A 13,758-nucleotide genomic window follows, 5' to 3' on the forward strand; every position below is an offset into this window, starting at 1 on the left:
GGTCTCCTCCTTCTCGATCCCGGTTCACGCAACAGTCGCGCATAGAGGGAATAAAATGAAATATTACGCCACCGGCAAACAGATTGTTTACCCTCCGGACTACAAAACCAAGGTGATGTTCCTGCGCAAGAGCCAGGAGTGGATCGACCGTAAGATCGCCGAAGGCATCCTTGAATCGGCCTACAGCTTCACCGCGGGCGGCGGCTTTCTCGTCTTCAACGTCGAATCCCATGAGGAGCTCATCAAGCACCTGATCGACTTCCCGATGTACTGCCTCTCTGAGTTCAAAGTGGAGCCCATGGTCAGCTTCAACCAGAACGCTGAAATCATCATTAACGAATTCAAAAAGCTCGGCGTCTACCACGACGGCTGGGCTAAGACTCGTGTCTACCATGTGGCTTACACGCCGGAACTTAAAGAGATATGCCTCTTTTTCTGGGGCTGCAACATCGAATGCCGCGGTTGCTACTGCAAGCGCCGCATCTACAGCCCCATGCTCAAAGACTTCCTTGGCAAGCATGTCGAGGAACCGTCCGGCATTGAGCCGGCGCCGGAAAAATTCCTGACCATTGACGAACTACTGGCTATCCTCGACCAGTATGAATTCACCAATGTCGTCTTTGAAGGCCAAGAAGCCGCCATGGACCCCGAACTGCCCAACATCGCCCGGCTGCTGCACGAGCGTTACAAGAGCCACAACCTGCTACTGACCAACGGCGTGGAACTTCCTGACCTGTCCCACATCGACCGGGTCGAGGTCGGCATCAAAGCGGTTACCGATGAACTCAATGTTGATTACACCGGCGTCTCCAACAAACCGGTGCTGGACAACCTCCTGAAGCTGGTCCAGTCAGGCAAAAACACCTTCGTCGAATCGGTCTACATCCCTGACTATATTGAGGTGGATGAGATCGAGCGCATCGCCCGGCATATCGCCGGCGTCAAAAAAGACATGCTGTTCGTCATCCTGCCTTACTTCAAAGCCGGCGACAACCCCTGGCGGCGGCCGACCACCGAGGAAATGGAAAAAGCCGCCGAAGCCGCCCGCAAGCACCTTAAAAATGTCTTCTTCTTCCGTGGCAATGAAGAACTCAAGTATGAAGTCTTTTCCGCCTTCCCGGAGGGTGCCGGCGGCGCCTCGTACGAACCCAACCTCAACGCCCTTTTGTCTTCCGTAGGCATGAAGTAATGGGAGGGGACGTGATGATGATTCTGCTCTGGATACTATGCATCGCCTCGATTATCGGCTCGGCATTATACCTGGTGCTGGAACGCCAGGTTGCCGTCTATAACCGCGCCGTGCCGCCCTGGCCTGATGCCTGCCCACCCATTGAACCCTACCTGGAAGGCAGTTTCGGACGCCGGTCATGAAGACCTGCATCTACCATATCACCTATACGCCGGAGCAGAAGGATGTCTGCGTCCATTTCTGGGGCTGCAATTTCCAGTGCCGCGGCTGTTACTGCTCTACCCAAATCTACAGCCCAATGCTGGACTTCGGCGCCATGCTCAAGCGCAAACCCGAAGTCCTTGCCCGCCCGCCGGAAAATTTCCTGACGCTGGCCGGAGTCGAGGCTATCCTGGATAAGCTCGATTTCCACTCGGTGGTTATCGAAGGCCAGGAAGCCGGCCTGGACCCGGCGTACCCGGCGTTTACCGAAATCCTGCACCGCCGCTACGGCGCCACGGTGACCTTGGTCACCAACGCCGCGATGCTGCCCGACCTCACCTTCACCGATACCGTTGAGGTCGGCCTTAAGGCGCTGGATGACCGGCTGCACCTGGACTACACTGGGGTTTCCAACCGCCCCGTTCTCGAGAACTTCGACCGCTTGATTGCCATGGGCAAAAAAATAGTCGTGGATACGGTGCTCATCCCGGGCTATATCGACGCCGCCGAGGCCGAGCGTGTCGCCGAATTCGTCGCCTCCCGTGATTCAACCATCCCTTTCATCCTCCTGCCCTACTTCCCGGTCGGTAACAACCCGTGGCGCCGGGCTTCCGCCGCAGAAATGGACGAGGCCGCTGGCTTGGTCAAGAAACATCTCCGCCGCGTTTTTCACTTCCGCGGCGATGAAGCCCTCAAATACCCTATCTTCAACGTCTTCCCGGCCGAGGCCTGCTCCGGCACCGACCCCGATTCAGCCAGATATCTGGCTGCCGCCGAGGGCTTAAATCGCCGTCCGGGCCGGATCTTGCATCAAATACTAGAACCCGAGGAGGTATCCGCTCAATGAGAGTCCTGCTGGTGACATCACCCAATCCCAACTATTCCGCCTATTACGCCAAGGCTTATACCAACCTGCCCAAAGGCTTGCTCTACCTCGCTTCTTACCTTGAGCAATTGGGTCACGAGGTCAAGGTCTATGACGGCTTCGTTGACGAACGCAAGCCGGAAGATTTCCTGGATTTCAATCCGCAGCTAATCGGCTTTTCGGTCATCACCGGCCCCAACCTGGAAGGGGCGATTCTCCAGTCTAAGCAGTTTCGGGCTTTGTTCCCGGCGGTGCCAATCGTCTGGGGCAACGTCCATACCAGCGTCCTGCCGAAACAGACCCTGTCCGAGCCGTATATCGACTACGTCGTCATCGGCGCCGGCGAATACACTTTGGCCGAACTGATCGATTACCTGGAAAAGGGCGACCGGAAACTCAACGACATCAAAGGCCTCGGCTTCAAGATCGACGGCCAGATGGTCCTCAACGATCCCCGCCCGTTCATTAAGGATTTGGAAGCGCTACCGGACCCGGCTTGGCACCTGGTGCCGGTGAAGAAATACTCCATGATCGGCATCAACACCTCCCGCGGCTGTGTCCACCGCTGCGCCTTCTGCTACAACAAGGCCTACAACAAGGGTTACATCGGCTACCTCTCCGCTGAACGGATCATCTCCCAGATCGAATTCCTGCGCCAGCACTACGAGGCCAAATATATCCGCTTCGACGAGGACAACTTCACCTTCAACCGCAAGAGATTACGCGAGTTCTGCAACCTCCTCATCGAGCGTAAGATTAAGATCTCCTGGAACTGCGACTCCAGAGCCGACCTCTCAGATGCCGATGTCACTCTGATGGCCAAAGCCGGCTGCGTTGCCGTCGGCCTGGGGCTGGAGTCAGGCAGCCAGCGCGGCCTGGACTTCATGCAGAAGGATATTACCGTACCGGAGATGGAGCGGACTTTCTGGTCGCTGGTCAAGCACAAGATCCGCACCTCGGTCTACATCATCTACGGCTACCCCACCGAAACCGTTGAGGACTTCAACGCCACTCATGAAATGCTGAAACGGCTGGACAATCCTTACTACATGTACAACCGCTTCGTCCCCTTCCCCGGCAGCGCCCTCTACGATTACTGCGTGGCACAAGGCATGGTGACGCCGCCGGCCCGCCTCGACGACTGGCCGGAATTCCTCATCGAGTATGCTAATAAAATCAACCTGAGCCACGTGCCCACCGAAATGATGACCGAGGCCGCGGCCAACTGGCGCGCCAACTACGCCGCCCAGCGCATCAGGTTCACCCTGAAGCACAACCCCGAATATTTCCTGACCCTTTTCAAGAACCCACTCAAATTCCTGCGGGAGGTCGGGGAACTGATCAAGTTCCACGGCCAGGTGAACAAGTTCTACAAAACCGTGCAGCGGACACTATCCGGCTTCTCATCGAGCAGTCAGGATTCCGGTCTGCCGCTCGGCATCGCGCCCAAACCGAAGGTGATTTAATAAAATGCCATACCGTTGGCAACTGGAGATGATCGCTGAGAGAAAGAAATACGCATAAAGTCCAATGATGACTAATCCTTTGGTACGATGACATTTTGTTACATTCTTAGTAGGCTTAATCAACAAAATAATCTTAGTAGGAGGCCTAAGTGACCACTTTTCATTCCACAATGTCCAGGCGGCAATTCATGAAAGCTCTAGGCGTTACAGGTGCTGGCGTCGGTGCCGCCACTTTAATCGCCCCTGCTTTTAAAGACCTCGATGAAATGACATCCGAAGCGGCAACGAAGCTCCCGACTCACGGCTGGTTTGTTAAGGAACGGGAATTGGAAAATCCCACCAGCGAAATCGATTGGAATGTTTGGAAACCATATGATGCCAAAACCAATCCCATGGCACCCGATACTGACATACGGAAACAGAATCTTGCTTCATATGACGCCAGGAATCTTGAAGGGTTGAAGAATAAGAGCCCTGGATTTAGCCTCAAAGATATCGCCCTCACTTCCGGTCTCCGGAACATGTATGGAACCGACTGCCCCTGGGATGGGGTCCCGGCCAATAACGTGCAGACACCTGAAGCACGAGGTACCACTGTCTGGCAGGATACGCCTGAAAACAATCTGAAAACAGTGCGGTCAGCAATGCACCTGGCAGGTTGCAACCAGGTCGGGGCGATTGAACTAACCGATCGCCTCAAGCAAAGATTATTTGATGCTGGCACGACCGTTTTCGAAGATATTCCTAAGGGTTTTCTTGACAAGAACGTCTACCACATCCCCAACTCCTGCAAATGGATGCTGGTCTTTTCTGCACAACAGAATTTCGTCCAGACAATCCATAGCCTGCATAAGGACGAGACTCAGCGGGGCGGTTATGGTTGGTCAAAACCGGCTTTAAACCCGCATGCACAGGGCTACGCTACTTCTGCACCTTTTTACTTCATCTCTTCGTACTTTATCAGGAACCTGGGTTATCAGACTTATCGACCACCAGTGAGAGCCAACGTCGCCATGGGTGTCCTAGCAGGCATTGGAGAACAAGGTCGAGTAGGAAATATTGTCTCGCCCAACCGCGGGATGCTCATCCGAATGACCTACTGCTGGGTGACTGATCTGCCATTAGCTCCTACCAAACCGGTCGATTTCGGCATTGTGAAGTTTTGCCAAAACTGTATGACTTGCGCTAAATCATGTCCGTCAGAGGCGGTTTCATTGGAAAAGGAACCATACTGGGAGACAGCCTGCACAACCAACAATCCTGGTGTGAAACATTGGTACCTCGACTGGCAGAAGTGCCGCGATTGGGGCAGCCCAGGACCATGCTGCAACTGTCAAGCCTGTTGCCCGTTCAATACACCCAGTGAATCGTTGATTCACCAGGTCGTAAGGTACACTGCCGGTAAATTCGGACCTCTTGATAGTTTCTATTCCACCATGGAGAAGCAATTTGCCTACGCTGAGCCACGCAGCGATAATGAACTGGCGAAGTGGTGGGACAGGGAACTTGATAGTTACAAGAGTGATACGATCCTGAATGCGGGAACCTACAAATGGTGGTAAGGTACTAGTTTGCTCTGAAAATGAGACCGAGGGGCTTCATCAGCCCCTCGTCCTTTTTAGCGGTCTTGGTTAACTAGCAGCAGGTTTGGTCGGTAACAATCGCCAGGTCAGCCCGGCAAAAAGAAGCGCGAAGAACACGACGAAGGCGAAGCCAATCCATCCGCCGCGCTCGGCTCCCTCACCGATCTGTGAACCCAACCAGGCAAATGCGGTAACCCAGAGTAAGCCACTGGCGACAGCCATAAGCCAGTGCCACCATGCAAATGGCCTTCCGGTTGCCCTTGATACGTTAGCTAGCGAGTATAGAGCGATGCCCATCAAACCACCAGCCACGATAGAAAACAGGAATGTAATCATTTATTTTACCCCCATCGGCGTTGGTGTAAATCCGGAGATAAAGTTCGCGGTCTTCAGGTATTCGGGCGGATCGAAAACGCCTTTGAACAGAGGCGGATTGAGGTCGTCGAGCATGTTCTTTGGATACATATTGCGTTCTGCCCAAAGAGCGACATTGGAAACCAAACCGGTAGAGTCTCGCGCAAGGATGTTGCGCATCATTCGATGTGACCATGTGTTTCGACGGGTCCATGGACATGCTGCTACACAAGCACGACAACCGGTTGGCCCAGCGCCATAAGCCCAACCATCATTACAAACTGCAAAGTCCGTTGCATATCTCTTCATTCCATATTCAACTCTATCTGGTTCCGGCGAATAGGAGATCGCTTGGGTCGGACAATTTTCAGCACAGATCATACAACGTTTGCAGAAAGCATATAGATTGAAATCTATCGGCTTGTCTGTTGCCATCGGAAGAGAGGTGAAGACCACCGCAGGGCGGCAATTGCCTCCCACATCCGGAGACATACAGTTCGAGGTTCTACCAATGCTACCGTATCCAGCTAGCGCACCATGTGGAGGTATAGTTAGATCATATCCACCGTTGGGTGAGTTCCATCGAGCTGGATACCCCAGGGCTTTCAGGTAACCCACGATTTGCTGGGCGATAGTTGATACTATGTTGTAACCTTGGTTGGACTGGCCGTAGTTTGGATCAGCCATCATCGAATCCCATTCCATCGGAGCATTGACGAAGATGCCGTAGTTCCACCACGGCTGAATCTTAATCTCCTCGCCAACTGCGAATCCACGCGTGGCCGATTGATGGTTATACCACACGAATTCTGGATGAACCGGTATGATCCCAACATATTGAGCCCCGAAATGGTAGGCAGCCCATTTGATATTTTCGGCCGCCTTCTCAGGTGATTCGAAAACAGCTCGAGTTGTGCTGACACCCTGCCAGTCAAAAGTCTCTGGTTTCGTGGTTATGGAGGAAGGCGCAAGAGCCGAATCCCCGGAAACAATCTTGTTAGCAATATACCCCTCTTGAGCGTTAAAATTATCCCGCATCTCGGTAGTCTTGAAGTAACGCTCTCGAAAACCGGGGAGCCAGTCATATATATATTTCTTGTCACGCTCGAGCATATCTGGATACATTTCGTAGTATTCACGCCAGAATGGCGCAAGAGATTGGACTCCATTCGATGGCCAAGCGCTGTATGGGATAGCAAAATCGAATTTATTTACATCTGGGTCGTGGCGGTTCTTGAATCTGGAGTTATAGATCCACCTCAGGTCAGGGCGATGAATCCCGTTAACAACCTGATTTGGTCGCATATAGGTCGTATTCTGCGCGGTGACTTTCCAGCTTGTCTCCGGTACTTCATCTACTTCGAAAGGTGTACGATCGAATACTTCGTATTCAAAGCCGCGCCGATTTTGATGCCCCGGAAAACTCAAGGGGCTCGTACCATCTTGCATACCCCAGGCATACGCTACTCCCGCTGCGGCGGCAGTGCCGCCGACACCGAACATCACAGACTTCATAAAATCGCGTCGACTTATTGAGTTATGGAATTGAGCCAATGTATTGTTCTCCTTTCAGATCCCACAGAGATTCCATCGGACTGTATTTCAACACTTATTCTAAATCAGCACCTCCTTCAACCGAGGCGTTCCCTATGATTCTAGTGCTGCGCCCTCTCCACTTATCTGCCGGGACATTTCCAGTTCTCCCATATACCTCATAGGTGCGTCTGGTTCTTTACCAAATTTGCTCTGTACTTCCTTGGCAAACGCCTTTTCCGCCGCTCTTTCCTGTTTAACTTTATTCAACCAATTCGTAGGATCCAGCAGCGGGTCCTCATCCATACGCTTATCGGTTTTATACCTGGCTTCTTCCTGCCGTTCCTGCATGTGCTGGTAATGGGTTGTGGCATGGCGGAACGAAAAACGGGACATTACCCTTTGACCATCTAGACCGCATCGTTCACATGAGACGTTTGGCTGGCCAGTCAACGGGCTCAGGCGCTCAAATGTATGATTGCAGTTCGGGCAAAAGAATTCATAAATAGGCAAGGCACAACTCCCTCAATGATTGTTAATAATTGTTACCTAAATTGTACCATGCGTTTATTGAAAGTCAATACGTATAATGGCGTATTTATGGACATACTGGGATTAATACATCTGATATAGTCTATTATGTCCCATTCTCATATTACTTGAAGGTTGCTTTCTGGTAATTGATGGTTGTATTTGTTAACCGCTTGTGCTAGTATTCGAACCACTTAACAATTGAATACCGGGGCACAGTCCTTAAAAAGACCAAAAGGAGAGAAAGCCGGTCAGATTCCGGCGCAGTACCGCCTACTGTGTGTGGGGAATCCCACGAGCCAGCAAAGCGCCAGGCCCCGTTGCCTACCTCCAGTGGATATTGGAAAGGGATAGCCTAATCATATTAATCGCTGTCCCTTCCTGATTGAGGGGAAGCGATTTTGCAGTACCTTATACCGAACCAAACAACCGTCTATCACATCGCCTACGCCCCTGCCATTGAGAAAGCCTACCTCTTTCATTGGGGCTGCAACCTCAAGTGCCGCGGCTGCCTATGCCACAAAGAAATCAACTGCATGGCTCTTGAGGAAAACCTCGACGTAGTCCTGCGCGACCCAAGATTACCAAAGCCCAAAGACCCGTCGCAGTATCTTGACCTCGAAGAGCTCATGACCACGCTCAGGAAGGTCCCGGTCAAAGAGGCCCTTTTCGAAGGGCAAGAAGCCTCTATCGACCCGGCTTACGGCGCCATCACCGAGGCGCTGAAGGCTGAATTCGACTGCTACATCACGCTTAATACCAACGGCGTGAAACTCCCTGACCTTTCCCATACCGACGAGGTGGTAATGAGCCTCAAGGCGGTGACACCGAAGCTTTATCGCGACTACACCTTGCATTCCAATGAGCGTGTCCTTCGCCACTTTGTCGAAGTGTTTCGCCTGGGGAAAAAACTTCGAGCAGAAAGCGTCTTTATCCCTGGACTTATTGACCTTGAAGAGACCGAAAAGATAGCCGCATTTATCGCTGCTGTTGATCCCAATATCCCTTACCGGATAGACGCCTATTTCGAATCTGGGGCTGACAACTCCTGGCGGCGGGCAACACCAGAAGAGATGGCGAAGGCTAAGGCTGCAGCCAAAAAGCATCTTGTAAATGTCACCTGCACCCAGCAGACCGCAGCCAAACTCGAAAAGAAAGACCTGATGTATGAAGTCGTCAGGCTCTACTAAGAGGTCATAAATGCCAGAGCGCTTAAAGCTAGAGCGGAAATCAATCTGTGATTGTCACGGAATAAGTATCGACGTCGTCTATCACAACGCCGTCGGCGTACCCACCGACACCCTGGTCATCACTCTGCCAGAAAAGCGACCGATGCTGACCACTAGGCATGGTTACAAGGAGACCGACGTCATCTGCAACTGCCACGTACCGAAGGAACTCTGGGATTTTATGCATGATGAATCCCGCTGCTGGCAGGAGACTTACGGTCAGATCATGGCTGAAGTCCTGACTGAAGCTAATCGGTCGATCGAAGACATCGTGTTCTTGTCTACCGGCATCAGGCAGGAGCGAGTGGCCGTGGCCGAAGAAGTGTACGATGAGTTTTGGGTCATGGCAGTGACTACCGCGGGTGTCAAGACCAATGCCATGCGGGTGGGCGTCGACAAAGCATCAGGCATTGAGCGCAACGGCAAGTTTGAGAAAATCGGCACCATCAACAACATCATTCTCACCAACGCCATCCTCGAAGCTCCGGCGCTGGCCTCGTCATTCATCACCATTACCGAAGCCAAAAATATCGCCCTTCAGGAACTCGACATCCGCAGCGCCTACGCCCCGTCGCTGCTGGCCACCGGTACAGGCACCGACCAGATAATCGTGGTATCGGGTCTCGACTACAAGTACACCTACGTCGGCGGTCACACCAAGCTGGGGGAGATGATGGCTCAGGCGGTTACAAAATCAACTATACAGGCGATACGGAACTCCAGGGGTTTCTGAAGTGGACCTTATCCTGATCCTGCTGCTGGCGCTGGCGATCGATCTCACCATCGGCGAGTACCCGGTGGCAGTCCACCCAACGGTCTGGGCCGGACGGCTGGCTGGGATGCTTATTAAACCCGGATTGAGGCTGCGACGTAATCTCCAATTTGTCTACGGGACGATCTTGAGCCTCTCGCTTATCACCCTGTTCTCAGCCTCAGCCTGGCTTATCCTCGACTTTTTGAAAGGAATCGATTACTGGCTTTTCATTATTGGTGGGGCAGTCATCCTGAAACCTGCCTTCTGCCTGTCCCAGCAGTGGCGGGTAGCTCAGATTACCCGGGCGGTGATTGAATCTAAAGCGCCGGTGCCTTCCGGAATGAAAAGCCTTTTCGAAACGGTAAGCTTTAATCAGTCTGTTACCCGGGGTGAGGTCACGTCAGCAAGTATTCGCTCCATCGCCGAGAACGCGTCGGATTTTGTGACTGGACCGCTTTTCTATTACCTGTTCCTGGGCGTTCCAGGGGCGGTCGCCTATCGTGTTCTAAACACCCTGGATAATATGATCGGTTACCGTGGCAAGTTCGAATATTTGGGCAAGTTTGCCGCGAGGCTTGATGACGCTGCCAGTTTCATCCCGGCCAGGATTACTGCCTTGTTGCTCATATCCTCCGCCGCTTTCAAACAGTGGGATGTCGCTAGAGCCTGGCGGACAATGATAACCGATCACGGCCTGACGCCAGGACCCAATGGCGGCTGGCCGATGGCTGCGGCTGCTGGAGCTCTGGGGGTCAAATTATATAAAACCGGGCATTACGAGCTAGGTAGTTCATTCGTTGAGCCACCAATCGACAAGATCACCGAAGCTGTCAGCCTATACCGTTTAAGCATGTTCACTTGGATCGGCGTCTGTCTGATGGCGCTGGCAGTAGCTGCCGCATTGCGAGGATGAAATGATAACTAAGGGCATGGTCCAGGTATTCACCGGCGAAGGCCGCGGCAAAACATCGGCCGCCCTTGGCACGGCAATACGTGCAGCCGGTTATGGGTTGAAAGTATTCGTTCTCTTCTTTATGAAGGGCATACATCCAGGGGGTGAATATTCCTCGTTCCAAACATTAGGTGTTGATTTCAAAGTCTTCGGCCGGCCGGATTTCTACGGGCCGTCAGATATCAGGGATGAAGACCTGAAACTGGGCAGAGAAGCCTTGAAAGCTTCTGTCGACGCTATAACTGGCGGCCGGTATGATCTGGTGGTGCTTGACGAAATCAATACGGCGGCTGCCTGGAACCTCATTGAAACGGCTGATGTCCTGAAATTAATCGATAGTAAACCGCCAGGCGTTGAACTGATCCTGACTGGCCGTTATGCCTCTCAGCTAATTATTGACAAGGCTGATTATGCCACCGAACTGGTGAGCACGAAGCACCCCTTCGACCGTGGCGCGCCTGCGCGGGAAGGAATCGATTACTAGTGAAAGTCGCCTTTTTCCATATCGAGCCGAAACCAGGCCAGATCGAGGCCAACCGCCACTTGTATGAGCGGCTGATCTCAGCAAGTGCCGTACTGGGGACGCGCTGGATACTTACTCCCGAGCTCGGTATCTCAGGGTATTACTTCACCGATATCATCGGCACCAACTGGATCAAACCCCAGCCTGATGAATGGATGAACAAAATCAAGCTCGAAAGCCGCAGGCTTGATCTAACCATCTTCTTATCTCACCCTGAGCGGGACAAGAAAACCGGCAAGTTCCACAACACTTTATTCGCGATCGATAAAGGCAGAATCGCTGGCCGTCACCGCAAGATAGAGGTCCATCCGGGCGCCGAAGAAGCCTGGTCCTCTCCCGGTGATAGCCTGAAACCCTTCGCTATCGACGGTGCAAGAATCGGGATGCTGATCTGTGCTGATACCTGGGACACTCACCACGGACTTGAACTCCAAAAAAAGGCTGCTGAGCTACTGGTCGTCAGTGCTGCCTGGGGTCAGAAATACCCGCCGCTGGAAAACTGGAAAACCCTGTCGCTATCTACCGGACTACCGGTATGGGTCTGCAACAGAACAGGCCAGGAACGTAATGTCGACTGGACTCAGGCTGAAAGCATGGTCCTGGCGAAAGGCCAGCCGGTGCTCAGATACTCCGGCAAGCCGGCGTTGCTGGTCTTCGACTGGGATTTCGAAAGGATGTCGCCTGTATCAGCCGAGTTTACCGTCATACCCGTTGATGGAAGGGAGATCTGACCATGGTCATCGATACCAGATCAATGCCCATCTATTTAGACAAACCGGCTCTAACACCCAATGCTAAACTGGTCTTGGAAAAGCGCTACCTGCGCCGGGATGAAAATGGTGAAATTATTGAAACACCAGACGAGATGTTTTGGCAGGTAGCCCGGGCAGCAGCTTCTGTCGAACAACACTACGACCCTCAGGCAGATATTGAGACTGTTGCATCTGAATTCTACGAAATCATGGCGGGACTGCTCTTCCTGCCCAATTCGCCTGCCCTTTTAAACGCCGGTACCGGTCGAGGGCAAATGGCTGGCTCGATGGTGCTGCCGGTCGAAGACTCGCTGGATTCCATTTTCGATGCCGTAAAAAATGCCGCCATTATCCACCAGCGTGGTAGCGGGATCGGTTTCGACTTCTCGAGCATCCGACCCAGAGGTGACCGGGCAGGCAGTCGGCCTGATGCCGCCATCGGACCAGTAGCCTTGATCGAGGTATTTTCCAGGGTGACCCAGAATATCCGCCAGGGCGGTATCCGCCGCGGCTGCAATGCCGTCTCGTTGGGCATCGACCACCCGGATATTATTGAATTCATCAGGGCCAAAGCTGACCAGTCATCCTTAAGCAACTTCTATACCTGCATTGCCATCACTGATGATTTCATGCAAAGAGTGAAGCAAGGATTGGATTATCCCTTGATCCATCCCCGTACCCAGAGCGTTAGCAGGTGGCTGAATGCTAGAGAGGTGTTCGACCAGATCGTCGACCAGGCCTGGCGTAATGGTGAGCCGGGCTTTATCTTCCTCGACCGGATCAACCGTGACAACCCCACCCCACAACTAGGGACTCTTCATCATGTCAGCGGCTGTGGTGAACAGCCGCTACTACCCAACGAATTTGCCCACCTCGGCTCCGTCAACCTTTCCCGAATCGTGAAATCTGATGGGGATCAAACATATATCGACTTCAAACTGCTGGCCAGTGTCGTCGGCACAGCGGTGAGGTTTCTGGATAATCTCATTGATTTAACAGGCTATCCGACGAATGAGAGCATGCTCGCTACCAAACGGACCCGGAAGATCGGCCTCGGGGTGATGGGCTTTGCCGATATGCTGTTCCAATTGGAGATCGCCTACAACTCCGAACAGGCGCTCGATATAGCAAGAGAGGTGATGAGCTTCATCCAGCGGCAGGCGCTTGATGCCTCTATCGAGCTTGGCCAGAAGCGGGGGCCATACCCGGCTTTCCATGGTGGCGGGAAACCAATCCGTAACGCCTCGCGTACTACCATTGCACCAACTGGCACCATATCGCTGATAGCTGGTTGCACTTCGAGCATCGAACCGGTTTTCGCTACTGTCTTTATCAGGAACGCTTTCAAAGGTGAACACCAGATGCTGGATATCAATCCCCATTTCGAAAAGGCGGCGCGCCAGGCTGGGGTCTTTACTTCAGACCTCATCGAGCGCCTTGTCAGGTGTAACCACCTGCAACAGCAACCGGATGTACCTGAGGAATTGAAACGCATCTTCGTCACGGCTCACCGGGTCAGCCCCGAGTGGCATATCAAAATGCAGGCGGCTTTCCAGGAGTTTACTGATGCTGCCGTCTCTAAAACAGTCAACTTGCCTCATAATGCTGATAGAGAAGAACTTGGTATTATCTTCATGCAAGCATATGATATTGGGCTCAAGGGTATTACAGCCTACCGTGACCAGAGCCGGTCATCTCAGCCCTTCTGCACTGGCGATATCGGCATTAGTCTGGTCCGGGAATATATGAATTGTAGGTAAACGGGAGAGTTTATGCCCAACCCAAACGTTAGGAGCGAAGTTGATTGGTTTAAGTCTCAAAGATCA

Annotated in this window: 14 protein-coding genes and 1 riboswitch; of the genes, 11 read left to right on the forward strand and 3 right to left on the reverse strand. The window is 52.8% G+C overall.

What is annotated here, in order from left to right; translation table 11 throughout:
* The first annotated feature begins 55 nt into the window (after window positions 1-55).
* From ABV300_RS07500 to ABV300_RS07520, 5 genes are all read left to right on the forward strand, one after another.
* Entirely contained in the window at window positions 56-1,189 is a 1,134-nt protein-coding gene (locus ABV300_RS07500; RefSeq protein WP_353714251.1) for a radical SAM protein, read from the forward strand.
* 14 nt (window positions 1,190-1,203) lie between these two features.
* The gene (locus tag ABV300_RS07505) at window positions 1,204-1,371 is read left to right on the forward strand and encodes a hypothetical protein (protein WP_353714252.1); all 168 of its coding nucleotides are present in this window, start codon (window positions 1,204-1,206) and stop codon (window positions 1,369-1,371) included.
* Window positions 1,368-2,237, forward strand: a complete 870-nt coding sequence (locus tag ABV300_RS07510; protein ID WP_353714253.1) for a radical SAM protein — start codon at window positions 1,368-1,370, stop codon at window positions 2,235-2,237. Before ABV300_RS07505 ends, ABV300_RS07510 begins: the two co-directional genes overlap by 4 nt.
* Window positions 2,234-3,721 carry a radical SAM protein gene (locus tag ABV300_RS07515; protein WP_353714254.1) on the forward strand — a complete coding sequence of 496 codons (1,488 nt, stop codon included), beginning with the start codon at window positions 2,234-2,236 and terminating at the stop codon, window positions 3,719-3,721. The genes ABV300_RS07510 and ABV300_RS07515 overlap by 4 nt, the downstream gene beginning before the upstream one ends.
* Window positions 3,722-3,891: 170 nt before the next feature.
* A complete protein-coding gene (locus ABV300_RS07520; protein WP_353715381.1) occupies window positions 3,892-5,283 on the forward strand; it encodes a reductive dehalogenase in 1,392 nt (463 codons plus the stop codon).
* 69 nt (window positions 5,284-5,352) lie between these two features.
* Here the strand turns inward: ABV300_RS07520 and ABV300_RS07525 are convergent, their stop codons facing one another.
* The 3 genes from ABV300_RS07525 to ABV300_RS07535 all read right to left on the reverse strand — a co-directional run bounded on the left by ABV300_RS07525 (window position 5,353) and on the right by ABV300_RS07535 (window position 7,704).
* Window positions 5,353-5,640 (reverse strand): hypothetical protein, encoded by a 288-nt coding sequence (locus ABV300_RS07525; RefSeq protein ID WP_353714255.1) that lies wholly within the window; start codon window positions 5,638-5,640, stop codon window positions 5,353-5,355.
* Window positions 5,641-7,212, reverse strand: coding sequence for a 4Fe-4S double cluster binding domain-containing protein (locus ABV300_RS07530; RefSeq protein WP_353714256.1), 1,572 nt, complete (start codon window positions 7,210-7,212; stop codon window positions 5,641-5,643). It abuts the gene before it with no gap.
* Between the two features lie 93 nt (window positions 7,213-7,305).
* The gene (locus tag ABV300_RS07535) at window positions 7,306-7,704 is read right to left on the reverse strand and encodes a zinc ribbon domain-containing protein (protein ID WP_353714257.1); all 399 of its coding nucleotides are present in this window, start codon (window positions 7,702-7,704) and stop codon (window positions 7,306-7,308) included.
* A gap of 217 nt (window positions 7,705-7,921) precedes the next feature.
* Window positions 7,922-8,052: riboswitch (cobalamin riboswitch) on the forward strand.
* 71 nt (window positions 8,053-8,123) lie between these two features.
* On the opposite strand from ABV300_RS07535, the gene ABV300_RS07540 reads away from it, so the two are divergent.
* The 6 genes from ABV300_RS07540 to ABV300_RS07565 are packed head-to-tail and all read left to right on the forward strand — an operon-like array spanning window position 8,124 to window position 13,692.
* Entirely contained in the window at window positions 8,124-8,912 is a 789-nt protein-coding gene (locus ABV300_RS07540) for a radical SAM protein (RefSeq protein WP_353714258.1), read from the forward strand.
* A 10-nt stretch (window positions 8,913-8,922) separates the two neighbouring features.
* Entirely contained in the window at window positions 8,923-9,684 is a 762-nt protein-coding gene (locus ABV300_RS07545) for an adenosylcobinamide amidohydrolase (RefSeq protein ID WP_353714259.1), read from the forward strand.
* A gap of 1 nt (window position 9,685) precedes the next feature.
* Complete coding sequence (cbiB, locus tag ABV300_RS07550) at window positions 9,686-10,618, forward strand: adenosylcobinamide-phosphate synthase CbiB (protein WP_353714260.1); 933 nt, start codon at window positions 9,686-9,688, stop codon at window positions 10,616-10,618.
* A gap of 1 nt (window position 10,619) precedes the next feature.
* The gene (locus tag ABV300_RS07555; RefSeq protein WP_353714261.1) at window positions 10,620-11,141 is read left to right on the forward strand and encodes a cob(I)yrinic acid a,c-diamide adenosyltransferase; all 522 of its coding nucleotides are present in this window, start codon (window positions 10,620-10,622) and stop codon (window positions 11,139-11,141) included.
* On the forward strand, window positions 11,141-11,911 hold the full coding sequence (locus ABV300_RS07560; protein ID WP_353714224.1) for a carbon-nitrogen hydrolase family protein: 771 nt from the start codon (window positions 11,141-11,143) through the stop codon (window positions 11,909-11,911). Before ABV300_RS07555 ends, ABV300_RS07560 begins: the two co-directional genes overlap by 1 nt.
* Window positions 11,912-11,913: 2 nt before the next feature.
* Window positions 11,914-13,692 carry an adenosylcobalamin-dependent ribonucleoside-diphosphate reductase gene (locus ABV300_RS07565; RefSeq protein ID WP_353714225.1) on the forward strand — a complete coding sequence of 593 codons (1,779 nt, stop codon included), beginning with the start codon at window positions 11,914-11,916 and terminating at the stop codon, window positions 13,690-13,692.
* The last annotated feature ends 66 nt before the right edge of the window (window positions 13,693-13,758 follow it).

Source organism: Dehalogenimonas sp. 4OHTPN, from assembly GCF_040448695.1.
Lineage (GTDB): Bacteria > Chloroflexota > Dehalococcoidia > Dehalococcoidales > Dehalococcoidaceae > Dehalogenimonas.